General features: G+C 41.2%; 21 protein-coding genes. 4 read left to right on the top strand and 17 right to left on the bottom strand.

Features of this window, described 5'->3' with window-relative positions:
• Window positions 1–32: 32 nt before the first annotated feature.
• The 7 genes from nadX to QNH43_RS12645 form a co-directional block, all read right to left on the bottom strand.
• Complete coding sequence (gene nadX, locus QNH43_RS12675; protein WP_283918105.1) at window positions 33–818, bottom strand: aspartate dehydrogenase; 786 nt, start codon at window positions 816–818, stop codon at window positions 33–35.
• A gap of 16 nt (window positions 819–834) precedes the next feature.
• A complete protein-coding gene (locus QNH43_RS12670; RefSeq protein ID WP_283918104.1) occupies window positions 835–2,280 on the bottom strand; it encodes an aldehyde dehydrogenase family protein in 1,446 nt (481 codons plus the stop codon).
• 13 nt (window positions 2,281–2,293) lie between these two features.
• Window positions 2,294–3,982, bottom strand: coding sequence for a thiamine pyrophosphate-binding protein (locus QNH43_RS12665; protein WP_283918103.1), 1,689 nt, complete (start codon window positions 3,980–3,982; stop codon window positions 2,294–2,296).
• A 25-nt stretch (window positions 3,983–4,007) separates the two neighbouring features.
• Window positions 4,008–4,799, bottom strand: a complete 792-nt coding sequence (locus QNH43_RS12660; RefSeq protein WP_283918102.1) for an SDR family oxidoreductase — start codon at window positions 4,797–4,799, stop codon at window positions 4,008–4,010.
• Between the two features lie 101 nt (window positions 4,800–4,900).
• Complete coding sequence (locus tag QNH43_RS12655) at window positions 4,901–5,839, bottom strand: VOC family protein (protein WP_076371334.1); 939 nt, start codon at window positions 5,837–5,839, stop codon at window positions 4,901–4,903.
• 123 nt (window positions 5,840–5,962) lie between these two features.
• Entirely contained in the window at window positions 5,963–6,496 is a 534-nt protein-coding gene (locus QNH43_RS12650; RefSeq protein ID WP_076371336.1) for a cupin domain-containing protein, read from the bottom strand.
• 268 nt (window positions 6,497–6,764) lie between these two features.
• Entirely contained in the window at window positions 6,765–7,580 is an 816-nt protein-coding gene (locus tag QNH43_RS12645; protein WP_076371338.1) for an IclR family transcriptional regulator, read from the bottom strand.
• Between the two features lie 359 nt (window positions 7,581–7,939).
• On the opposite strand from QNH43_RS12645, the gene QNH43_RS12640 reads away from it, so the two are divergent.
• The 3 genes from QNH43_RS12640 to yppF all read left to right on the top strand — a co-directional run bounded on the left by QNH43_RS12640 (window position 7,940) and on the right by yppF (window position 10,733).
• Window positions 7,940–8,122 (top strand): hypothetical protein, encoded by a 183-nt coding sequence (locus QNH43_RS12640; protein WP_283918101.1) that lies wholly within the window; start codon window positions 7,940–7,942, stop codon window positions 8,120–8,122.
• 872 nt (window positions 8,123–8,994) lie between these two features.
• Complete coding sequence (locus tag QNH43_RS12635; protein ID WP_283918100.1) at window positions 8,995–10,284, top strand: MFS transporter; 1,290 nt, start codon at window positions 8,995–8,997, stop codon at window positions 10,282–10,284.
• Between the two features lie 266 nt (window positions 10,285–10,550).
• Window positions 10,551–10,733, top strand: a complete 183-nt coding sequence (gene yppF / locus QNH43_RS12630) for a YppF family protein (RefSeq protein WP_076371344.1) — start codon at window positions 10,551–10,553, stop codon at window positions 10,731–10,733.
• 193 nt (window positions 10,734–10,926) lie between these two features.
• Here the strand turns inward: yppF and QNH43_RS12625 are convergent, their stop codons facing one another.
• From QNH43_RS12625 to QNH43_RS12590, 8 genes are all read right to left on the bottom strand, one after another.
• Window positions 10,927–12,252: a GntT/GntP/DsdX family permease gene (locus QNH43_RS12625; RefSeq protein WP_283918099.1), complete on the bottom strand. Its 1,326-nt coding sequence runs from the start codon at window positions 12,250–12,252 to the stop codon at window positions 10,927–10,929.
• Between the two features lie 55 nt (window positions 12,253–12,307).
• Window positions 12,308–13,030 (bottom strand): GntR family transcriptional regulator, encoded by a 723-nt coding sequence (locus tag QNH43_RS12620; RefSeq protein WP_283918098.1) that lies wholly within the window; start codon window positions 13,028–13,030, stop codon window positions 12,308–12,310.
• A gap of 17 nt (window positions 13,031–13,047) precedes the next feature.
• On the bottom strand, window positions 13,048–14,061 hold the full coding sequence (locus QNH43_RS12615; protein ID WP_283918097.1) for a sugar kinase: 1,014 nt from the start codon (window positions 14,059–14,061) through the stop codon (window positions 13,048–13,050).
• Window positions 14,054–14,809, bottom strand: a complete 756-nt coding sequence (dagF, locus tag QNH43_RS12610; protein ID WP_283918096.1) for a 2-dehydro-3-deoxy-phosphogluconate aldolase — start codon at window positions 14,807–14,809, stop codon at window positions 14,054–14,056. Before dagF ends, QNH43_RS12615 begins: the two co-directional genes overlap by 8 nt.
• A complete protein-coding gene (locus QNH43_RS12605) occupies window positions 14,806–15,915 on the bottom strand; it encodes a DgaE family pyridoxal phosphate-dependent ammonia lyase (protein WP_283918095.1) in 1,110 nt (369 codons plus the stop codon). Before QNH43_RS12605 ends, dagF begins: the two co-directional genes overlap by 4 nt.
• A complete protein-coding gene (locus tag QNH43_RS12600) occupies window positions 15,893–16,996 on the bottom strand; it encodes an amidohydrolase/deacetylase family metallohydrolase (RefSeq protein ID WP_283918094.1) in 1,104 nt (367 codons plus the stop codon). The genes QNH43_RS12605 and QNH43_RS12600 overlap by 23 nt, the downstream gene beginning before the upstream one ends.
• Window positions 16,997–17,943: 947 nt before the next feature.
• On the bottom strand, window positions 17,944–19,533 hold the full coding sequence (locus QNH43_RS12595) for a long-chain-fatty-acid--CoA ligase (RefSeq protein WP_283918093.1): 1,590 nt from the start codon (window positions 19,531–19,533) through the stop codon (window positions 17,944–17,946).
• A gap of 306 nt (window positions 19,534–19,839) precedes the next feature.
• The gene (locus tag QNH43_RS12590; protein WP_283918092.1) at window positions 19,840–20,286 is read right to left on the bottom strand and encodes a MarR family winged helix-turn-helix transcriptional regulator; all 447 of its coding nucleotides are present in this window, start codon (window positions 20,284–20,286) and stop codon (window positions 19,840–19,842) included.
• Window positions 20,287–20,407: 121 nt separating this feature from the next.
• On the opposite strand from QNH43_RS12590, the gene QNH43_RS12585 reads away from it, so the two are divergent.
• Window positions 20,408–21,595, top strand: a complete 1,188-nt coding sequence (locus tag QNH43_RS12585) for an MFS transporter (protein WP_076371358.1) — start codon at window positions 20,408–20,410, stop codon at window positions 21,593–21,595.
• A 479-nt stretch (window positions 21,596–22,074) separates the two neighbouring features.
• On the opposite strand, the gene QNH43_RS12580 is transcribed toward QNH43_RS12585, so the two are convergent.
• Together QNH43_RS12580 and QNH43_RS12575 are read right to left on the bottom strand one after the other, a co-directional pair.
• On the bottom strand, window positions 22,075–23,118 hold the full coding sequence (locus QNH43_RS12580) for an oxidoreductase (RefSeq protein ID WP_283918091.1): 1,044 nt from the start codon (window positions 23,116–23,118) through the stop codon (window positions 22,075–22,077).
• Window positions 23,119–23,178: 60 nt separating this feature from the next.
• Complete coding sequence (locus QNH43_RS12575) at window positions 23,179–23,607, bottom strand: DUF1801 domain-containing protein (RefSeq protein ID WP_283918090.1); 429 nt, start codon at window positions 23,605–23,607, stop codon at window positions 23,179–23,181.
• Window positions 23,608–23,771: the final 164 nt, after the last annotated feature.

Genomic DNA, 23,771 nt, shown 5'->3' with positions numbered 1-23,771 from the left:
TCTCTCCCTTCCAAGCTTTAAATCATAAGTCTTTACCCAATTTGAACGCTCTTTTCCTTATTTTGCAGAGTAGCCAAAACACTTAATGCCGCTAGATAACTCGTTTTCGGATTATTTGGCATCGGATCATTTTCCACTTCCAGTTTCAGTTTCCCGAACGAACCTGACGCTTCTATCAGGTGATTGTTTTTTAACACATTTGGATCGGCAATGATTTTCACTTTCGTCTTCTCAGATCCAAGACCAGCCATGGACAGCACAATCGCAACATTAATGTTTCTCGGAAACTGTTTGATCGCTTCTGCAGCAGATCCTTCAAATAATACCGTTTCTTCAGTCACTGTAGAACCTGCAGGCAATGCGTTTGGCGGTTTTCTAGTGGTGATGCAAACAGATTCAAGGCCATTCACCGCTTTTGCAGACTTTAGTACATCGAGACCTCCAATCGCACCAGACGGAAGGAGAATATTCACGTTATTCATTTTACAAATCTGATTTGATTGTTCTTCAAAGGCAGGATTCGCCATCACGCCAATACTGCTCAGCAAGAGATCCTTCCCGCTTTTAAGCACTTTCAATGCATACTCTTCAGCTGCTTCAATCGTTGCAGCCTCTATGACTAAATCTACATCGGATTTAAGGAGTTCATCGACATCCCTAAATGGCTGTGTCCCGAATTCTTCAGCTAGTTGTGCCCCGATTTCTTCACGGCGGGCATAAATCGCAACGATTTTCCCACCTGGAAGTAGCCCGTCGTTATTAATGGCCTGAAGCAGAAATTTCCCGATATTACCGCACCCGATTAAACCTAATTTCATGTAGTTTCATCCTTCCTCAATCAGCAAACCCGTACGAGTCCGCAAAGAATTCCAAACCGCAATGTCTTGTTTCCCGCGAAACACCACTTTCTTTTAAGCCAGGGAAATCCAGAGCCAAGTCGCTGAAAACGGTATGATTATTATGGAAAACCGCACCAGCTTCGAGGCGATCAGCCATTTCGACAGCGATATCTTCATTCTCGGTCCAAACAGATGCACGCAGCGCAAACTCACTATCATTCGCTAATTTTACAGCTTCATCAATATCATTGAAAGGTAAAATTGGAATGATGGGTCCAAATTGTTCTACCCGAACCAATTCGCTCTGCTGATCGACACCAGTAATAATGGAAGGAAGCATATAATAACCTTTATCCCAAGTCTCAGGATTCAGCTGAATGCCAGTCGTGATTATATTTCCTCCTGATTTAGCGGTACGTTCGATCAAGCCATTCACAAAGTCATATTGTGCTTTATTATTCAATGGACCCATAGTCACGTCAGGCTGAATTCCATCACCAATTACCATCCGGCTAAACTCTTTGGTCAGCTTTTCCACAACCTCATCATAACGTGATTCTTGGACGTACACTCTTTTTACTGCAGAACAGACCTGACCCGCCGCCCGTAAAATCCCCATCCTCAAACGTTTGATAGCGGCTTCATCCATATTGGCATCTTCCAAAATGATGGCAGGGTCATTTCCGCCAAGTTCCATATATACTTTTTGCAGATTTCCAGCTGATTTCTGCATGATATCTTTTCCGGTTTCCGTACTTCCGACAAACGCCAATGTCCGTACGCGTGAATCGGAACATAGTTTGTCGCCGATTGCTTTTCCTGATCCGGAGATTATATTGATGACTCCTGGAGGAAAATGTTCAGCAACTACTTTTAAACAGGTCATTATCGTTAACGGGCAATTCGTTGCAGGTTTTACGACAACGGCATTGCCTGCCAAAACAGCAGGTATGACCCTTTTAAAGGTTAATATCATTGGTGAGTTCCACGGTGTGATAATTGCCGTGACACCTCTTGCCCTTCTTCGGATCTGGACTTTTTGATTTCCAGGGAGCACTTCAGGCTTCCACCAATCAAGTAATTCTGCTGCACAGCCCTTCATGACTTCCACACAGCGCAGTAAATCCTTTTTAGCTTCAACAAGTGTTTTGCCATTTTCACGTACAAAAACTGTAACATTTTCCTCGATTACTTTTGAAAGTTCTTCTGCCGCAGTGTTCATCCGGTTAGCCCGTTCCCCAATATCAGAGCGAGACCACGTTTCAAAAGCATTTTCTGCCGCTTCAATCGCGTCATTCACGATTTCTTCAGAGCATTTAGCCACCTGGCCAACTACTTCCGATGTATATGCCGGATTTACTACATCGACTTTATCCGCCGGTTCTTTCCATTCTCCATTAACTAGGTATTTTCCTGAAACAAATGGGTATGTCGAAATCATTTTTCAATCCTCCTTATAGTTTTTTGGGCTTGAACGCTTCCGCAGCTCCTGGCGGTCCTCCAAATGGCTTGGCCATAGGCCCTACAGCTTCCATATCAACAACGATCATTGAAGGTTTACGTCTTTTCTTTGCCTTTTCCAGTTCGGATATGAATTCATCTCCAGACCCAATACGGACAGCATCAAAATGCATGGACTCAGCCAATTTCACAAAATCAGGACTCAATAAATCCACGGCTACCTGCCGACCATATGCAGCTGATTGAATGTTGCGAAGAACCCCATAGCCTGAATCATCGAACAATATAATGATAACTGGTAAGTTTTCTTCGGATGCCGTGACCATTTCCCCGACATTCACCATAAACCCACCGTCTCCAGCCATAAGTACGACGGTTTTATCCGGACACCCCATTTGGGCACCGATCGCTGTAGGAAGACCCTGACCAATTCCGCCGCCTGATGCATGAATGGATGTTCTCGGTTCATAGATTTCAAATAAGCGGCTGCCCCAAACGTTTGCCTGTACGGTTACATCACGAACTAAAATGGTATCGTCTGGTAATATCTCCCTCATGCCATCTGCAAATTGCTCAAAAGGCCCAAGCGTTTCCCTGAGTTGAGCGCGAACTTCATTTCTAAGCGAAAGAACTTCTTTTAAATAAGAAGGCTCAGCCTGAACTGATTGTTCTTCGAGCTTTTGAATGATGGCAGCTAACATATCTTTTGCATCACCAACCAATCCTAACGTGGCTTTATAGTTACGGTTAATGGCCTGCCAATCCGCATCGATCGCTATATGTTCTTGTGGGACCGGCACTTTCCAGTTGGATGTTTCATTCCCCCTAAACCTTACACCGACGCTAATCAATAAATCTGCATTTCTTAAAAACTCTTTTGTCGTTTCATATGCCGCAAAATGTCCGATGCATTGTTCATGGTTTTCTGGAATCGAGCCTTTTCCTGACTGACTGGTTATAACCGCTGCACCAAGGAGTTCGGCTAATTTTTGCAGCTCTTGTGAAGCATTGGCACTGATGACTCCACCACCAGCCCATATTACAGGACGGCGTGCACCTACCATTTTTTGCAAGGCTTGTTCAGGAATAAATGGCAATGAATTTGTTTCAGATGTTGAAGCCCTTAGCCCTTCGAGTGAAAGATCTTCTATGATCGCCGATTGAAAGTCAATGGGGATTTCCAATGTAACCGGACCCGTTGGTGCAGTTAACGCTTCTTGGATCGCCTTCCTTACTACTGCTGCAGATTGGTCAGGGTTTCTAAGCCTCACTGCATTTTTACAAGCTCCGCTCATCATTGAAAGCTGATCTTTACACTCATGTATGTATCCTTTGCCTGTACCAAGATAAGAAGAAGCCACCTCACCAGTAAGATGAAGAAGGGGGACACCTGCTGCCCATGCTTCCACCAGTGAACCAGCAGCATTTCCTGCCCCTGTACCGGTACTCGTAATCACTACACCCAATTTCCCAGTTGCGCGGGCATATCCATCAGCCATGTTGACTGCACCGCTCTCGCCGCGTGAACAAATGAGTTTGATGCTCCCTTCTCTAAGAATTGCATCATAGATGGGCATATTGTGAATGCTGACAATCCCGAAAGCAGCTTCCACACCTGCTAGAACCAGCTCCTTTACGATGGCATCGGCGGTCGTAAACTCTATTTCTTCTTGTATTTTCATCGCATTATCCTACCTTTTTTAGTATTTATAGTGCCTTTCCGATCGCTCCTGCAGTCTCAATCGTCGAACCCGCTACATAACTTGCTTTGTCTGAAGCAAGGAAAACGATGACACTGGCCACTTCTTCCGCTTCCCCTACACGACCAAGAGGGATATTCCGTTTTTTCGCAAGGTCTCCGTAATACTCTTCCGGGTCCATATCAGGCGCATTTTTCAATCTTCTTCGCTCCCATTGGTCCGTCCGGATCAATCCAAGACTCACTGAATTAACCAATATATTGTCAAAGGCCAATTCCTGGGACAAGGTTTTGCTTAAATTAAGGAGACCAGCCCTTGCTGCTGCAGTCGCTACCATATGACGTTCAGGTTCTTTAGCAAGCGTTGCATTAATATTAATAATACGCCCGCCTCCCCTTTTCACTAAATGAGGATGCGTAGCACGAACGGCATATATGATGGCAAAAAATTTTAACTGAATCTGTTCTTCCCACTGCTCATCCGTTATGTCAAAAAAGTGACCCATCACGCTTTGACCGGCTGCATTCACCAATATATCGATTCCGCCAAAACTCTCAGCGGTACTATTAATGAAAGAATCCACATCCGATTTTGAGGTGACATCACATGTTGATGCAAAAATATCTGCCTTTTCACCAAATGCGAGCAATTGAGTTTGTGCACTTTCCATACGCTCTGCACTTCTGCCGCATATAGCCACTTTTGCTCCTTCAGCCAGAAACATTTCTGCTGTTTTTAATCCCACGCCCGACGTGCCGCCCATAATGACAGCCACTTTTCCTTGCAATCCTAAGTCCACTCTCGTCACTCCTTTTCAAAGCCATTTTCCTTAAACACTGTCCTTTAATATACAAGTAGCTAACTATGTGCAAGAATAATGGGAGGAAAGCAATATCCTCCTCATTTTTCCGCCATGACTGAATCATCTATCTGAGAATCAACCCAGCCCGGATCAGGATCTCCTCCCATTGCTTTGCGGGCTTCAGGTTTCGGCGGCCCTGCAATCCCCCACTGATCCATTAAATGCGGAACCCGTTTCCATACACGTGCTCTCCACTCCGATTCATCTTCGATCGTTTCCAGGTAACATGTATACTCCATAACAAAACCGCCTGGGTCTTGAAAATAACAGAAAATATTGTCTCCAGGCCCATGACGTCCAGGTCCCCAAAGTTCTGACAAGCCCGCTTTTCGCACATTGCTTATTCCCCGCATCAGTTCATCCACGGAATCGACTTCGTATGCGATATGATTAACTGAAGCATGCTCATCTTGATTGAAGGCAATGGAGTGATGTTTCCTGTTGCACCGTAGGAATGACATTTGGTGCTCACTCCAATCAGTAACTTTGAAACCAAGTACATCCGTATAAAACTCAACGATCATATCTAAGTTCTTCGTGTTCATTACAACATGATTCAATTTCACTGGATCAACATTTTTCTTGCTCCAAATAGACGTTTGCACTTCCACCCAAGCCGAAAGCTCAATCACGCGGTTTTCCGGATCAATAAACCGCAGGCCATAACCGGCACCTGCTTCATCCAAATATCCAGGCTGTTCAATAATTCGAACGCCCTTCGATTGTAATATCCCCGCTGCACGGTCCACCGCATTTTTATCGACCATGCCAAAGGCTATATGGTGCAATCCTCGTTTTTCTCCCTTGTGAAGGCTTAGAATATGATGTTCCGGTCCGGCCCCGCGGAAATAAACCGTATTCTCCTCTTCCGGAACATCCACCCTATCCAGACCCCAAACCTTTTCATAAAACTCTGCTTGATCGTCGAAATTCGGAGTTATCATGCTTATATGTCGTAAATGAGTAATCCCAAGCATTTTTTATACCTCCCATAATTTAGATTGCCCTTTAGATAATTTGCATGGGCCATATTTAACAATCTAATCGAAAAGGGCGCCTCATTAATTTTCATAATGCAGGTGCCCTTTTCGGCTAAATGATCAGTCTTTAATGATGGCTTCTCTTTCTTTAGAGCGTTGTTTACGCAATTCTTCCAGTTCACTGCCTTCAGGATATGTCGGTAAGTTAGGCTTAACTGCCCCTAACATCACGAGCATGCGCGCTTCTACATCCCCGTCATTCCTAATTCCCCGATAAACCCCCGGTGGGCTGCTGATGCAGTCTCTCGCACTTAATTTAATTTCATGCACTTCACTGTAGCTGTCCTCTTGAATTAATGCCGTGACCTCACCCTCAAGAATGAAAAACACTTCTTCAACATCGTCGTGAAGGTGCAAAGGACCGATACATCCCGGAGGAAGCACCATTGTACTTAATGTGAAATGTTCACCTTTAATTACATTCGTATCGTTATTGGCAGTGGCACCACGTCCGATATATCTCATTTGTGCGCGTTTATATGCGGGATCGATTTCTTCTTGGAACTTCAAGACATCCCAATCAAGCGAACGGTCTTTCAATCGGGCAACATATTTTTTTTCAAAATCCTTTACTGAAAAAGCTTCTTTTGTCATTTTAAAATTCCTCCCTTATTGGTTGTTTCTAAATCGCATCATGTTTCATAAGCAAAACATTGTTTTGTCTATGAATTAAGTCTAAAATGAAACCGCTTCATTGTCAATTAATTTTTAGAATATTTAAAACTATTTTTATAATCCGAACGCTCAGCCCTTTGGGATAAACGTCTTTCCTTAAACACAAAAAAGTGTGGATACCCTATTGGGAGATCCACACTTTCGAAAGAGGTTATTAACTTATTAATAGATTGGGACTCAAGTATGTTCAAACATCCTCGTGTTGATACGGCTTAACCCCACTATATCCCATATAAACGGATAACTGCCGAGAAACTTCCAAAAGTTTCGGCAAGGCAATTTTATCGATGAAATCCTCCTGGTAAGCTGACTCAGTTGCCACGACATTCAAGGCGGCCAATACTTTCCCAGTCCTGTCAAAAATCGGAGCGGCAACAGAACGGATGCCAGGGTGGAATTCCCCGCTTGTCATCGAATAACCATTCTGCCGTATCGAATCCAGCTGTTTTTGAAATTCACCCGGCGCGGTGAGTGTTTTGTCTGTATAAGGAGTCAGGTTTGAGATTTTGAACATTTGCATTAGCATTTCCTTCGGTTGATATGCCAAAAGTAATTTTCCATTGGCCAATGCATGTGCCGGCAGCCGCAAACCTATGTTCACATTGACAGCGGATACACCTCTGATTGGGGCACTTCCAACATAAACGACTTCCTGTCCATCCAAAATGGATAGATGGCAGGAGGCTCCGATTTCATCACGCAGGTTCTCCATATATGGTTGGACAATTTCCTGGAATTTCAAGCTATTCAAATAGCTGAATCCCAATTCAAGAACCTTTGGCGTTAAACTATAACGTTTGGTATGTTCATCCTGAGACAAATAACCGATATTTTGTAATGTGAATAATAAACGATATGGTACCGTTCTGCTTACTCCCAGTTGTTTTGCAATTTCTGAAAGAGACAAACTCGGCTGTACTTCATTAAAGAGCTTAATGATTTCCAACCCTCTAACCAATGAATTAGCACTATATTTCTCTTTCTCTTTTTCTTCGCTTGCCATTCCAGTATTCCCCCCTGTTGTGAATAAATCTCATTTTCTCCAGAATATTCACATTCATTAAAGCTTTCTTCATACCTAGAAAGAAGAACTTGCAGTATATGTACATTTTTTTCTGGAAGTTCATTTGGTGAATGATTTTTGATGCATACTTCAATGGTTGCATACCTTTGTCTGTAAAATCCGCACCATGATGATTGAACACACCTGGATCCTGCTGATAACATAAATGGCCGAACTTCCGAACAATGAAAAACTCGGAATCAACGTACTCAGTATCAGTTCACCACTCAAGACCAAAGGCGGAACAAATATTGAAGATAGGATGTCCACTTGGTTCAAATTTGAAAAGGAGAAAGAAAATGACCGGTATCCTGACGGAAGCAATTGCAGAAGTCAGATGCTTTCACTTCCTAACTAGACAAAAACATGGGCGCCGTAGTGAACTGCCTCTGCTTTGCATGCTCATCTACGTTTCGATGGATTATAATCCATTCAGTAATTTCCGTTTACTTTCTTCCATACTAGCAACAGCTGCCTCATGAGTTGTATCAGATATGATCAACGCCTTCACCACTTCAGGAAATCGGCTAGTAAAATCGAGAGCGATAGCCGACCATCGAATGACCGAGCTGGTATCTCCTTGTTTCTCAAACAATGCAGGATAACAAGCGCTTTTACTCCCCTTTTTTCAGATAATGAATCGGGCATTCTTCTAATTGGCTTCCCTTCTACCCTTTACTCTTCATGTTTAAATTGAATAGTGTATATGTGTCAATTAAAGCATATTTACATATATAAAACTATTTGGAAGGCCTAGCTTAATTGACGTATCGATAGAAAAGCTCGATAAAACCAAATATAACCAATTTTACAAGTGGAAACAAATATAGAATTTTAATACATCGATACTTTCTGCAAAATCATGATTTTTTCCATATTAAGTATTTCATATACAAAACAATATAAATGAATTATAGATTTTCCTGATTTTAAATTCAATATCAACAAGTCAGAATTTTTAATAATTTGATATTAATTAGTTTTTTTGACACAAAAGATTTTAAATACTTCCTTTTTTAAGTCCTTGCTTGATAGTGTCCATTTACTCAATGGGATGAAACAGAGTTCGTTTTAAGTGAAAGCGCTTATAAGTTTGTTTATTCCAAAGATAAAAAATTGTCTAAATATTAAATTGACAATCATTTTTTTTTAATTTATCGTTAAGAAAGTAAAACTTTGTTTTCCTTACAAAACATTTCCGTGACTTTTTATCTATCAAAATTATAAAGGAAGGCGGGAAAGCTCTTAAATGAAAAATCAAAACTAGTACCTTTATAAAGGGAAAACCGTAATTCACTTATGCTCAATGGTAAGTGTTTTAAGGAATGCTAAAAAGCGACAAGGAGATGGTATTATGTTAAAAGGGCAAAAAAGATGGTTTTATATTGCCGTTCCAATTTTTTTCTTTTGGTTTTTCGGACAAATTGATAAGGTTGGCATTTCCATCATTCAAACAGATCCTGAATTCTTGCATGCACTCGGTATAACAGGCGATGACAAAAATGCAAAGATCGGTCTTCTATCTTTTGTATTCACCATTGCCTATGGAGTGTCAAATCTTTTTTGGGGCTTCATCATTGATAAATTAGGTGCCCGAAAAACAGCCATCGCCGGTTTATTCGTTTGGACACTCACGATGATTATGTCAGGCCTGGCAAATTCATATGAAATATTTTTAATAAGCAGGGTCATTCTTGGTTTTGGTGAAGGGATGATGATTCCGGTTTCCGGAAAACTCATTTCTAACTGGTTTAATAAACGCGAATTGGGGAGGGCCCAGGCATCTTGGCTTACCGGAAACTATTTAGGACCGGCAATGGGAGCCGTGGTTTTGGTGCTCTTAATATCTTTACTCCACTGGCAAGCAGCTTTCTTTATGCTTGCAGCTTTCAACTTATTTATAAATATCCCGATGTTCATCTTTATGACAAGAAATACACCAGAAGAGCACCCCCGTATAAGTAAGGAGGAATTAGCTTTCATTCGCCAAACGGATGATGAAATTAAAGAAACCGCCCCCTCCGAGAACAAAAGTTTCGCCCAAGATTATCGTTTCTGGATCGTTTGGTTCGGCATGCTCGTATGCTCCTTCTTATTTTTCGGAATCAGCATTTGGCTTCCTACATATCTAATTGAAGCAAAAGGATTCGAAAAGGAAGGAATGTCGAGCATAACTTCACTTTCCTGGCTATTCGCTTTAGGCTTTGTCTTGGCATGCGGTTTTCTGGCAGACAAAACCAGACGTCCAAGTTTGATGGCCACGATTCTATTTTCATTGACGGCTGTCTTTTTGACTGTAGCTGTTTTCATTCCCAACCCTATTTTGGCCGGACTTTGTATGGGACTGGCAATGGGATGTCAAGGCGGTGTGTTCCATCTAAGCAATATGCTCATGGTAAAATACTCAACACCTGAAACGGCAGGACGGGCCGCTGGTCTAATTGGCTTCACGAATATCATGGGCGGCTTTTCGAGCTATATCATGGGATGGCTTCGTGACTTGTCTGGCGGGGACTTCAGTTCATCAATCGCCATGCTGATTTTTACAGCCATCTTAGGTTTGGGAGCTTATTTATTCTCCATTAAGAGAGAATCCGCAGAACTGCGCTTATCACCTATACATGTACAAAAGATACAAGCATGAAGTCCTTGTAAAATCAGTCTTATCACCTAAATTAACAATCCACCCCCTGAATTATCAGGGGTTTTTCCTTGTACCGACTTAAAAGTAAGTCGGTACCATATCACCCTTTTTTTGCATTTCCCGATAAAATTTCCCACCGCCATTCCAAATCATCCCTTTATTTGTATAAATATGTCGATAGTTAAAATATTCAAAAAATGATATTTTTTTGAATGCCCATGTTATATTGTTAATGGAAAAAAATACTTGTCAAGTAAGGTGAGTGTGTGAATATAGAAGTTTTAATTCTCCATTATATTCAGGAAAAACGTCAAAAGCCTAACCATGCCAATGAATTATTGGATTATATTCAGAATGAATATGTAAACGGGAAGCTGTCAATCTTCCAATATAGAAGTCTCTGTCAGGACTTATATCTTCGAGGAGCCAAACAAACGTCTCCAGGATGAAACTGCACCCTTGTCAATAGTCTAACTACTTCCGATTGTGAATGAATTTTGTTTCTGGTTTCCGCAATGACCTATCGTTAAGAGTAAAACCGGTCATGTTCCATGACTAAATAAAAGCCTCCGTGATCTGTCACCCCAAGACAGTTCACGGAGGTAAATGTTACTTATTCAGACATTTAGAAATTTTCTTTAATTAAATGAATATATCGAAAATTAAAACCAAACCGAATGCCACGAAGGAAAGTAATGTTTCCATGACTGTCCATGTTTTGAAAGTTTCTTTAACGGTTAGTCCCATATATTCTTTTACCAACCAGAAACCTGCGTCATTAACATGGGAGAACATAAGTGAGCCTGCTCCCGTGGCAATTACGAGCAATTCTAGATTAACACCCGTCATATTGGCAACGACCGGTGAAACGATCCCAGCTGCCGTGGTCAAAGCGACGGTTGCAGAACCTGTGGCAATCCGAATCAATCCAGCCACAAGGAATGCAAGAACGATCGGGGATAAAGAAATTTCTTCAGACATGGAAGCGATCGCAGTCCCTACGCCACTATCAATTAAAATTTGCTTGAATCCTCCGCCAGCACCGATAATAAGGATTATCGAGGCTAATGGCAATAGGCATTCTTCCGTCAACTTTTTAATTAGTGATTTGTCCATTCCCTGTCTGTAGCCCAAGAAGTAGTAAGCAGCAAAACAGGAGATTAATAAGGCAATCACCGGACTGCCGATAAACAATAAGAATTTTTCAACGGAACCCGGTAGCGGCAAATAAGGAGCCAAGACAGTTAAAACCATCAACAATACAGGCAAGAGGATGATGAAGAACGAAACCCCAGTCCCTGGTAAACCACTTGACTTTGTTACCACCCGGATCAATTCCGGTTCACCAACAGGAATAACCCGTTTTTGAACCCATTTTGCGAATAGAGGTCCGGCGATTACAGCAGTCGGGAATGCGATGATCAATGAGTACAGAAGTACGTGTCCCATGTTTGCATTATAGATTCCAATAGCTGTCATGGCTCCCGGATGCGGAGGTACCAGCCCATGTACGATCGATAAACCAGCAAGTACTGGAATACCAATTAACAAGATGTTCACTTTGGTTGATTTCCGAATGGAAATGACCAAAGGCAGCAATATTACTAAACCAACCTCGAAAAATACCGGAATGCCTATGATGAAACCAGATAAAAGCATGGCCCAAGGCAGGTTCTTCACGCCGAATTTATTAATGAAAAAGTCAGAAACCTGCATACCGGCTCCAGAGTCGGACATCATCTTTCCTAAGATGGTCCCTAAAGCCAATATTCCAATAAGGTGACCAAGGACCGCTCCGACGCCCGTTTCATATGCTCCTACAATCTTGTCCATCGGCAGTCCAGAAAAAACCGCTAAAAATAAACTGGCTACAGTCAAGCTAATGAATGCATGCCATTTCCACCATGATACCCCCAAAATAACAATTACGATAGCTATCAGCGTGATTCCTAATAAATATAGATCCATATGTTCTCCCCACCCTATTGAAATCGCTTACATTCAGCCTGATACAATAATTGGATTATTGTACCGGCTCATTATATGTCACAATGTAGTTCTGTTTAGCCGTGTTGTAATACCCTTCACTGTATTCCATAACATTTCCGTCCCCATCACTGGAAATCCGAATCCTTTTTAATACAGGACTCTTGTTTTCGATTTTCAGTGTTTCGCAAATGTGATCCGGAGCGATAGCAACGGCAAACTCATCTCTGAATGTTTCAAGTTTGACGTTTTGATCTTCCAAAAAGCGGTACAAAGAATTGATCTGGACCTCTTTCATATCTTCTTCGTTCATATCGATTGAAACATAATGTGTAAAGTAAATATAAGGTTCATTGTCCAATATATATATCCGTTCGATACTTATGCAATGGTCACCAAATAAAGAATGCAGCTTAGTGTCCGAAGAAAGGTCAACATGACTTATGTTTAACACCTTTTTTAAAATGGAGTGCCCTTCCTCCACCAACAGCTCTGTGAAACGCTTTCCTTTGGAAAGTTTGACAATCGAACCATTAGCTATGACCTTAGTGCCTTTGCCGCTTTTCTTTTCAACATACCCCTCTTGCACGAGTTCTTTGATTGCATTACGGACAGTGACCTTACTTACGTTAAATTCTTCTTCCAAAAGAGGCTCGGAGGGAATGTTTGTGTCGATGGCATAAACCCCATGTAAAATACGATCCTTTAATATTTCTTTTATCTGTAAATACATCGGTCCATTTTTTCTGTTCACATTCATTCCTAATCTCCTGCCTTTTATCTCTTAATATCTTCCATTTTACCTTCCATTGCCGAGATTATCTCCTTTTCGGTTGCCAAAGGAGTATCCCCAACGACAGTACATGCCAGCATTCCTGAAACAGCCGCAAACCGAACTGTCCTTTCAGGGGAATACCCTCGTAATTCGCCATGTAAGATTCCGCTGGTGTAAGCATCGCCTGAACCTATTCTATCATATACGGAAAATGATAGGATATCGGAAAAGTAAAATGTTTCTTCCTTGTATATATACCCCCTCAATGTATGGCTATTATCACTGTTGATTGAACGGTGTGTCCCTGCTATCGACTGAATATTGAATTTCTTTGCCACCTCAGGGATCAACTCGATTAGCTGTTCTTCCCTTGTGGAACCTTCAGACTTCATTCCTAAAATATATAGGGCGTCTTTCTCATTCATCATGACGATATCAGCCAAAGCAAGCATTTCTTCATAATGAGGCTTTGCGTCAGCATAACCTCCCTCCCATAAAGAGGGGCGGTAGTTGCAATCGAAACAGACTGTACCGCCTTTTTCTTTAACTTTTCTAGCCAGCACCTTCATACTTTCCCGTACATTTTCCGCCATTGCAAGCGTGATTCCGCAAAAATGGATGATATCCGTACTTTCCGAAATCATATCCATGTCATAATCGGATAAGGAGGCTGTATTAAAACTGCTTTCCAGTCGATTGGAATATGTGACACGGCTCGCCCGCTGTCCAAAACCATTTTCCAAAAAGTACATCCCCAAGTATTTGCCGCCTCTAGAGATGAAGTTCCTTCCGATTCCTAAGCGCTGCAAAGATGAAATCGCGGAATCCCCAAGGGGATTATCCGGTAACTTTGTCACAAGATACCCATCATGTCCGAGCTTTGTCATCGCAGAAGCAACGTTTACCCCCGTGCCTGAAAAGGAGTATTGCAGAGTGTTGGCCTGTGATAGCAATTCATGCCCCGGTACCTGCAAACGCATCATTACTTCCCCGAATGCCACAATCCTTTTAGGCATATTTTTCAACCAATTTTTTTGTTATGGCCAATAATTTCCGTACATCCTCCCCATTCGTTTTTCCAGTCTCTTCATCGATGATGGAAGAATATACGTGGGGAATGACTTTAGGCACTTTTGCTTCTAACGCGATTTCTAGTATAGTCTCGAAATTATTTAAATCGATTCCACCTGTTGGTTCCAATGCAAATCCCTCTTCACCACAAGCTTTTGCCACAGCACGATATTCATCTTCATGCTTCAGGCCTTTCATCGGGAAGTATTTCAGAGCATTTCCTCCCATATCGCGAACCAGCGCAATGGCGGCTTTGATAGGCACAATGGCAGTTTCACTTGCACCTGCACTTTCTGGACCAGTGGAGATATTCACATAACCCACTTTCCCAGTTGGAGAAACAAGTGAATTTATCCAACTGTCCTTATCGCCTAAATTGGCCCTCGTAGCACCAACAGCAGGAAAAACCTGGTTAATATGACTGCCTGGATAGTATTTTGCTATTTCTGCGACAACCGCTGCCTGTCTATTATCGCCCGCGCCCAATCCTATTGAGACGGCCTCATCAATGGCTTTCCCATATTCTTTCATTGCTGTAACACCATCTTCCACAGTTGGATAATCCTTTGAGAGTACACCAACCAATACATGGCCTTCCGCTGCTTCAAAGACTTCCACTGCATTTTCTACACTATTTGCAAGTACATTTAAGGCTACACGATCATTCAATAACCGTTTGTTTATGTTTGTCATCCTTGTTTTCCTCCTAATATGGTGCTTAATTGTGCTTCAATGACATGTATATCATCACCTTGCAATGGACGCGGATCTATATCGAAAAAGCCCTGCCGTATCCCATAATCACGTGTGTAAATGGCGATATCCCCATTTCTGAGCTGCTCGTTCACTTCCTTCGCCGTTGTTTCCGTTATTAAAGGATCAATGGAAATACGTGCTCTATATATGGCACGGCCGGCTTCATCCTGAACTATCGTTACTTTTACCCCCTCAATGGATTCAAGTGATGTGAGAACTTGTAAACTAGCTTTTTCTTTTTCGCTATTATCCGTCTTGTCGAAATACTCATCCAATGCCTGAAGCAGCCCAAAGGTGGTTTCCTTTCCAACCTTCATGCTCCTTCCGATACAGTGCAATTGAACCTTTACCCATTCGATATATTTTTTTCTGCCAGCAACGATACCGGATGTGGGTCCTTCAATGGCTTTTGATCCACTATAAATGGCCAAGTCGGAGAATTGAACATATTTTCCCAAATCCTCCTCCGCTGCTGCATCGACAATCAGAGGGATATTATTCGTTTTGGCCACTTCCCATGCTTCTTCGACCGATATCATATTTTTCTGAACGGCATGATGCGATTTCACGTATAAAATGGCAGAAGTATTTTCATTTATGGCATCCGCAATATGTTCTGCCTTCCCTTCGTTTGCATACCCAACTTCAACCAATTTTCCGCCACCTAGGTAAATCATGGTTTCAACCGGTGCACCATACTGAACGTTATGGCCTTTAAGCATGATGATTTCATTTTTTTGTATGAGATCTTGATGAAGCCTTTCGCTTTTCCTTCTATTTCCTTCTGTAACGATCGCAGCTACGGAAAGCACAATTCCACTCGATGCTGAGTTTACGACGACAGCTGCTTCGGAATGAAGCAAATTCGCTATATGCTGGCCTGACTTATCGACTAAATCAGAAATCTCAACATAATTTTGCCCACCTTTTTTCATCACGTCCATCACTGTGTCAGTTGGGGCAGAAACCCCCAGTATGCTCATTCTTCCGCTTGCATTTATGACTCTTTTCAAACCGTATTTAGCATTCAATGAATTCTCCATTTATAACCACTCCTTTTACGACAACTCTTTTTTCTGCCATCCTTTTTTCTCCTTCGGAATCGATTAAAAGGGTCGGCTCATTCTTGATCGAGAATAAGGTCAAGTTCGCAGTATCCCCTGCTGAAATCCTGCCAAGCTCGGGTTTATGCAACCAAGCTGCTGCATTGATCGTAACGGCACCTATTACTTCCTTTAATGGATAACCCAGATACAAAAATTTTGTAAGCACATTAGCCATATTAAAAACTGGCCCATTCTCTCTGTTTTTCCGATATATATCCGTACTGATCGTATTAAAGCGTATTCCCCGCTTTTTCGCCATTTCTGCAGTTTTAAATGAAAAGCTTGCCGTTCCATGACCTACATCCAAATGGACACCACGTTCAATTGCCTTACTTAACTCAGGAAGCGGCTCTTCTCTTTCATCAAATAAATTATTCGCTTTACCATTTAAAAAATGTGTAATAATGTCCTTTTCCTCAAGTAATTCAAGGACTTCTTTAATATCAGGCGGCCCTGAACCGATATGGACCATTAATGGCAAACCACTTTCAGCCGAGAACTTCCTAGCGATTTTTAATGGCTCGACACCATTTGGGCCAACCACGCTTTTACTTATTCTCGCTTTAAGCCCAACGACAAAATCCCCGTACTTGGAAATTGCCTTCCTTAATTCCTCTTCGTCCAGCCATGAAATATCCGATAACTCATCAATCCTTTTCAAGCCAATCCGTGAAATATTCAGAAAGGCGAAAACATTCGTTTTGGAATTTTCACAGCTGTTAACGAGATCAGCTATCCTATCTGCCCCCGTGCTTCCCGCATCAATGACCGTTGTTACACCAGTTTTATATCCAATCTCATCAACCTCATCACCATAAGGATCGAATTCCGGGAAAGCATGTACATGCATATCAATCCACCCGCTGGAAACAAAAACTTTTTGATCATAATCTATTATCTTATCCCCTGTTGCAGTTCCGGGAAGTGCGATTTCTTTAATCATTCCATTTTCCAGTATGATATCCGCTGCATTTCCCTCTAACATCTTTACATTCTTCAGAACTAACGTATCTGTCATTTCCCTCATCCTTTTCGGTACATCCTATCGATTGCAAGTACTTTGTATACGGTTACACTGAATTGTGTAAGAATTCATTTCATTTCTCTTTACAAAAATAGATTATCATATTTTGTCGAACTAATCAATATAACGTTATAATGTTTGATTTAAATTTACAGAATTTTTAATGGATTATCACTTATTTTTCTATGTGCTCATTAGTTTCTTCCTTATAGTGTGATCTCATTTCGTTTTTTTAAAATTTACCGTGCTATTCTTTACGAATTGTTAAAAAAAGGCTGTTTTCGCATACTTTGTTGCTATTTACCAAGTAAAGCGGTGTGGTTGATTTCCCCTCCAGATGCTCGCTTTCCGCGGGGCGGGCGGTGAGCCTCCTCGGCGTAAACACCTGTGGGGTCTCACCTGTCCCGCTGCTCCCGCAGGAGTCTCGCACTTGCGCTCCAATCAACCTTAAATCGTTTCGTTTTAAAAACAACAATCATTACGAAAAGAGCCTAAAAAAATAACGATTGATGTAAGCCTCTACTCTAATTATCCAGAAATAATGCTTTTAACCTGTTTTAAAATTTTTTCCTTAGTTTACATATTTGACTCCCCATATACTGCACTGGCATCACACTTGCTTGCAGTCCTATAGTTTAATGGCAGTTTATTTTTCCGGTAAAACACGCCTATCATCTATCAGTCGATGCTAATGGTAAAAAACAAGTTTACCCTAAAATAACGGATACTTATTGCACTAAGTCAAACCTTACATTGGGAAGCCTTCGTTAATTACTCTACCTGGTTCCCACGTAATACGGAGGAAATGGTGCTTTCCAAAATAATAAAGACCAAGAATGCTATTTTAAAAGCATTCTTGGTCTTGTTATTTGCCGTACTTAATTTTGTATCAATTTATTATGACACCCTTTACTATTGTCCCGTTCCTATAATGAAAGCCTTTAATTTACCTTTTTCGTTCCTTTCCAATGGATTTCCCTCAAACGGTATTTTTGTAGCTTACCTGTTGCCGTTTTCGGTAAAGACTCTACGAATTCAACTGTTGTGGGTGCTTTAAAGTGAGCCATTTTAGAGCGGCAAAAGGTTATGATCTCATTTTCCGTCACTTCCGCATTGGGGTGCAGCACAATGATTGCCTTGGGCGTTTCTCCCCACTTTTCGTCTGGGATGGCAATGACCGCCGCCTCCAAAACATCTGGATGTTTATACAATACCCCTTCCACCTCTGTTGAAGAAATATTTTCTCCCCCGGAAATGATTAAATCCTTAGCCCTGTCCTGTATTTCAATATATCCATCAGGATAGGTCACTGCCAGATCTCCTGTATGAAACCAGCCATCCCTAATTGCTTCGGCCGTCTTTTCCGGATCCTTATAATATCCTTCCATTACAACATTGCCGCGAGTAATGATTTCCCCCAGTTCTTTTCCATCCCAAGCGACTTCTTTCCCATCTTGATTGACTACCATCGTTTCCCCATTGAAAACCAATTCAATTCCTTGTCTTGCCTTTATTATTGCCTGTTCGTCCGCCGATTTAGCTTCAAACTCATTCTTCCACTCGTTATAAAGGATGAAAGGGGAAGTTTCTGTTAATCCATATACGTGAATCATATTCAAGCCAAGGATTTCTTGTGCCTTTTGTATAAGCGCTGCTGCGGGAGGTGCACCTGCTGTTGCCATCCTTGGGCGCACTTTGATATTTGTTTCTTTTGCTTTAGGATCATTCACTAGCATATTGACGACAGTAGGTGCCCCACATAATAATGTAATATTATGATGGGCGAATAATTGGAGGATAAGAGGGGGATCGACTTTCCTTAAACATACATGAGTCCCGCCAGTAGCCGTTACCGACCATACACCTCCCCAGCCATTAGCGTGAAACATTGGCAGGGTATGTAAGTATACATCGTCATGATTCACTCCAAGGTGATAAATGAAATTAGCGGCGTTCATGTAATTCCCGCGATGGGTTAACATTACCCCTTTTGGTTTTGAAGTCGTTCCACTCGTATAATTTATAGTCAAAAGTTGATTTTCATCGATTGTAACCTCTGGCAGTGCTTCATCAATTGCATGCAAAATGAAATTTTCATAGTCTATTCCAGGTAAAGTGGTTTCATGTCCTTCAACATGGACGATAATGATTTTTTCCAAGGAAAGTCTAGTAATGATCTTTTCGATCGGAGCGGTGAACTCTTCATCGACAATCAACATTTTTGAATCGCTATGCTTGATGATATATTCCAAATCCTCTGCAGCAAGTCTATAATTCAAAGGAACCATAACCGCTCCCATTTGACAAATGCCATAAAAACATTCCAACATATAATGCGTATTTGGCAACATTACTGCAATATGGTCGCCTTTTTCAATTCCCGAAGAATACAGTGCTTTGGAAAGTTGATCTGTCCGCTGCCCGAATTCCTTGTATGTAAACTCTTTCTCTTCATCGATGACTGCCACTTTATGAGGATAATATTTTACGGCCCTGCGCTTCCAATCCATTGGGGTTAATGGGGAAAACATTTTACCATCTCCTTCTTTTGAGATTCTCTGCTTACAGCACACTTCCTCTGCCTGGTTCGTCATGATGAGTTATTGAGAAAAAAATTTCTTACCATTTTTTATACATATTCATTTTCCAAAAGTCATATCTTCTTTAATGGATTTCTTAAGAATCATTGAATAACGTTATACTCAGGGGACTGACTTGGATAAAATTTTTTAATTATTCTGATAATTAACTCCCTAAAAACAGTGGGATTCACTGCTTTAGAAAATATTATGTCCCTCTTCTTTCTATTATAATGGAAACTATACACGTCAGGAAGACTATATTTTATTCTCTATGCAAGAAGATGCATGTTCGGTAAGTTTACCGACGATTTGTTTGAGCCGTTGCGTTTCCTCTTCATTTAGGACTCCGTAAAAGTCACGAAAGATTTGGGCAAAACCCTTATTTATGGAATGATAGGTTTTCCTTCCACTTTCGGTGGATTGGATAAAAACGAACCGCCGATCATCCTCACTGTGTACCCTCTCAATCAACTTCTTCCGTTCAAGCCGGTCAATTAGTGCAGTTCCTGCTGCAGGTTTGATTTTTAAATGATTCGAAACATCTTTAACTGCTATGGATTCAGTCAAGACAATTAATTGCAATGCGCGGTACTGTACAGAAGTTAAATCATATTTAACCAATAACGGTTCCACCAATTCCTGTGAGAGGCTGCTTAATTCCTTGATTTCTAGATGTAAATTATACAATTCACTTGAATGCATGTTTGACAATCCTTTCTTATTGACACTATCTATCTAAAACTATAACATAATTAACGTATCAAAAAATTAACCATGCGAATTAAATTGGTTATTGATTTTTAAAGAGAGAGAGAGGCTGTCCATGTCAGCAGAACAACGCAAAAAGATCATTATCCTCATGATCAATATGTTTATAGCAATAGGAAGTTTCGGTATCATCATTCCCATTTTACCAGCATACCTTGCCTCCATTAATCAAGGAGGAACCGCCGCTGGCCTAATGATTGCCATTTTCGCAGGTGCACAACTTATCTTTTCACCAATTGCCGGAAAATGGACTGACCAATTTGGGCGCAGAAAAATGATTATTTATGGATTGGTCGGTTTGACATTATCCATGTTTATTTTTTATGCAGTCAATTCCATTTGGTTATTATATGCTTCACGCATCATTGGCGGGATCGGGGCAGCTTTGCTTATACCCGCAATTTTTGCTTATGTAGCCGATATCACCACATTTGATCAACGCGCTAAAGGAAATAGTTTAGTATCTGCCGCCATGTCACTGGGAATTGTAGTCGGTCCAGGAATTGGAGGTTTTTTAGCTGACTTTGGCTTGAAGTTTCCCTTTTTGATTTCTGCGTTGGTATCCCTATCAGCTGTGGTATTTTCAATTTTTGTTTTAAAAGAAAGCGAAACGGCACAGGTTACTCAACCCATGGATGCAAAAACCGAAACGATGGTTCGGAAGATTGCCCTATCCGTGAAAATGCCCTATTTCATCCCACTCATCATTACTCTAGTAATGAGCTTTGGCTTAATGGCATATGAATCTGTCATTGGTCTTTATCTTGATAATCAATTCAATTCAAGCCCTAAGGACATCGCCGTCATGGTTACAGCCACCGGTATCGTCAGTGTAATTGTACAGCTGTTTGTCGTCGACCGGATTGTACACCGTTTCGGGGAAGTGAATGTGCTGAATATCTTTATCAGTGTTGCAGCCATCGGTTTCCTGCTATCACTATTTGCTTCAAGTTACCTGATTTTCTTTTTAATTTCACTGGTCATCTTCCTTTCCACCTCCATCTTACGTCCAGTTCTTAACACACTGATTTCCAAGATGGCAGGAAATGAGCAGGGCTTTGCAATGGGTATGAATAATGCATATATGAGCATCGGAAATGTGCTCGGACCTACTCTTGCCGGAATGATGTATGATGTCCACATTACCTATCCGTTCATGTTGGGCCTTATCCTCTTATTCATTACTTTGCTGATTACCATGGCTTGGCAAAAGCGATCTCTTCATGCAAAGGCATTATCCTAGAGCTAAAAAGGCATTTCAAGTTTTATACCTTAACGCCCCCCGAGTAGCAGCCGCCATTCGGGGGTTTTCATTATGATTTTATCAATTTAAATCCTCCAAAACAGTATATCCACCAGTTCAAATACTTCAATCTCTCGAGTATTCACTCCAATTTCGTGCGTAAACAGCTCTAATTCTTGTGTAACATTTGAATTCACGAGTAAAAGGGGATAATTCACGAGTAAATGTATGAATTTCACGAGTATTTGCTCCAAATTCACGAGTAAATGGCACGAATTCACGAGTAAACCCCAATCTCTCGAGTATTCACTCCAATTTCATGCGGAAACAGCTCTAATTCTTGCGGAACAATCGAATTCAGGAGTTTTGATTTACAAAATAAACCGGAAAATCATGCATTTGACCAAAATAAAAAGCGGCCTTATTTCTGAAAATAAGGCCGCTTAACAATTCATATTGTTATAAGGGGAAATTGAATTTCATTTAATATAAATGGCTTTCTTACCTTTACTGCTTTCAAAAGCCGCATCAATGATTTTAATGACCGATAACCCTTCTTGGGCAGTGACTGGAGCTTTTTTCCCGCTCAATATACTATCGGCAACTGCCTGATAATACGTTAAATAAGAACCATGCAGTGTTTCAATGGTTTCATGTATCTCATTTTCTCCTTCAACCGTAACCAGCTTACCATAGAATTCGGGATCATCTGCACCCCAAGAGTCATCCATCGGTTTTTTCCCTTCACTTAGGGCAGCCTCTTGGCAATCAAGACCGTACTTTATAAATGATCCTTTACTTCCATGCACCTGATACCGCGGTCCATTATTCGGAACGATGGAGCCTGAATGCAAGATGACTCTCAGCTTTTCATATCCTAATATCACATGGAAATAATCATCCGTTTCTGCATTTTCTTTTTGGGAAAATACATCTGCCCAAACGAATTGCGGCAATCCAAACAAATGCAGTGCTTGATCGATGAGATGTGATCCTAAATCATAAAGCATGCCTGATCCCGGGCCTGGTTTTTCCCTCCATCTATCCCTGACCACAGGCCTGTATCGATCATAATGGACTTGGTATGTATTGATTTCCCCAAGCACTCCATCATCCATAAGTTTTTTCACGGTCAAAAAGTCATTATCCCATCTCCGGTTATGATAGACACTTAATAGCAGATTCTTTTCCTCGGCAATCTTAATTAGCTCCTCTGCCTCCCATGCTTCCACCACCATCGGCTTTTCAAGGATGACATGCTTCCCGGCTAACAAGCATTGCTTGGCCATTTCATAATGCAAACCACTCGGTGTCGTAATAACAGCCAAATCAATGGACGCGTCTTCAAGAATTTCCTCTAAGCTGCTTACCACTTCCACATCTTTCAGATCTTTTTGGACTTTTTCCTTCTTGGAGCTGACAACTTTCGTGATTTGAAACTCCCCTAAAACACTTAGTAATGGAGCGTGAAATGTTGCTCCTGACAATCCGTACCCAACTATGCCCACTTTAATTTTTCTCATTTTCGTTCCCACTCGCTTTCTTGTTCCTCTTAAACAATTATAAATTGATCATACATTCTATTATATTTCATTGTCCGGGTACTTATCTCTCAAAAACTTGACAGACTGATTAATCAATTCTTTCAATACATTAATATCGATATCTGCCACTTTATTGATGTACACACACCCTTTTCCGGAAGTGTGTTTTCCAAATGCCTGTAATAATTCTTCCCTTTTTTTATCCCCTGGAGAAAAATATAAACTGATTTTTGCTTTTCGAGGGGAAAAGCCTACCAGGGGGGCATCTCCTTCGTGACCTGATTCATATTTATAATGGTAGATACCGAACCCAATGATGCTCGGTCCCCACATCTTTGCCTCATAACCTGTCGTTGTGGTGAAAACATCCAACAATTCATATGCATCTTCACGCTTTTTTGGATTATCGACGTTCTCAATGAACTCAATGACACTACTGTCAGTTTCTTTGGTTTTTTGTTTATACAAGACCGGAACCTCCCCATTCTAAAAGTTTTAAAAAATGCAAAAGATATCCCTTGCTCAAAACTTGGTACACTATATGATCGTATTTTATAGATTGACGTGTATGTATACAGCCTTCATTACCGCTGATATCCTAATTATTCAAATGATTGGCGGACGAGCTTCAT

The organism is Peribacillus simplex, from assembly GCF_030123325.1.
Lineage (GTDB): Bacteria > Bacillota > Bacilli > Bacillales > DSM-1321 > Peribacillus > Peribacillus simplex_D.
The sequence above is the reverse complement of the archived record's forward strand: the minus strand, read 5'-3'. Positions and strand labels throughout refer to the sequence as shown.

What these genes read in the sequence shown, in the direction of transcription:
- QNH43_RS12590 (WP_283918092.1), bottom strand. Translation starts at nt 20,286, where the DNA reads ATGCATTCAAGTGAATTGTATAATTTACATCTAGAAATCAAGGAATTA.
- QNH43_RS12625 (WP_283918099.1), bottom strand. Translation starts at nt 12,252, where the DNA reads ATGGATCTATATTTATTAGGAATCACGCTGATAGCTATCGTAATTGTT.
- QNH43_RS12580 (WP_283918091.1), bottom strand. Translation starts at nt 23,118, where the DNA reads ATGAGAAAAATTAAAGTGGGCATAGTTGGGTACGGATTGTCAGGAGCA.
- QNH43_RS12635 (WP_283918100.1), top strand. Translation starts at nt 8,995, where the DNA reads ATGTTAAAAGGGCAAAAAAGATGGTTTTATATTGCCGTTCCAATTTTT.
- QNH43_RS12670 (WP_283918104.1), bottom strand. Translation starts at nt 2,280, where the DNA reads ATGATTTCGACATACCCATTTGTTTCAGGAAAATACCTAGTTAATGGA.
- QNH43_RS12655 (WP_076371334.1), bottom strand. Translation starts at nt 5,839, where the DNA reads ATGCTTGGGATTACTCATTTACGACATATAAGCATGATAACTCCGAAT.
- nadX (WP_283918105.1), bottom strand. Translation starts at nt 818, where the DNA reads ATGAAATTAGGTTTAATCGGGTGCGGTAATATCGGGAAATTTCTGCTT.
- QNH43_RS12620 (WP_283918098.1), bottom strand. Translation starts at nt 13,030, where the DNA reads ATGAATGTGAACAGAAAAAATGGACCGATGTATTTACAGATAAAAGAA.
- QNH43_RS12650 (WP_076371336.1), bottom strand. Translation starts at nt 6,496, where the DNA reads ATGACAAAAGAAGCTTTTTCAGTAAAGGATTTTGAAAAAAAATATGTT.
- QNH43_RS12605 (WP_283918095.1), bottom strand. Translation starts at nt 15,915, where the DNA reads ATGGAGAATTCATTGAATGCTAAATACGGTTTGAAAAGAGTCATAAAT.
- QNH43_RS12595 (WP_283918093.1), bottom strand. Translation starts at nt 19,533, where the DNA reads ATGTTTTCCCCATTAACCCCAATGGATTGGAAGCGCAGGGCCGTAAAA.
- QNH43_RS12600 (WP_283918094.1), bottom strand. Translation starts at nt 16,996, where the DNA reads ATGACAGATACGTTAGTTCTGAAGAATGTAAAGATGTTAGAGGGAAAT.
- QNH43_RS12585 (WP_076371358.1), top strand. Translation starts at nt 20,408, where the DNA reads ATGTCAGCAGAACAACGCAAAAAGATCATTATCCTCATGATCAATATG.
- QNH43_RS12665 (WP_283918103.1), bottom strand. Translation starts at nt 3,982, where the DNA reads ATGAAAATACAAGAAGAAATAGAGTTTACGACCGCCGATGCCATCGTA.
- QNH43_RS12615 (WP_283918097.1), bottom strand. Translation starts at nt 14,061, where the DNA reads ATGCCTAAAAGGATTGTGGCATTCGGGGAAGTAATGATGCGTTTGCAG.
- QNH43_RS12645 (WP_076371338.1), bottom strand. Translation starts at nt 7,580, where the DNA reads ATGGCAAGCGAAGAAAAAGAGAAAGAGAAATATAGTGCTAATTCATTG.
- QNH43_RS12640 (WP_283918101.1), top strand. Translation starts at nt 7,940, where the DNA reads ATGACCGGTATCCTGACGGAAGCAATTGCAGAAGTCAGATGCTTTCAC.
- dagF (WP_283918096.1), bottom strand. Translation starts at nt 14,809, where the DNA reads ATGACAAACATAAACAAACGGTTATTGAATGATCGTGTAGCCTTAAAT.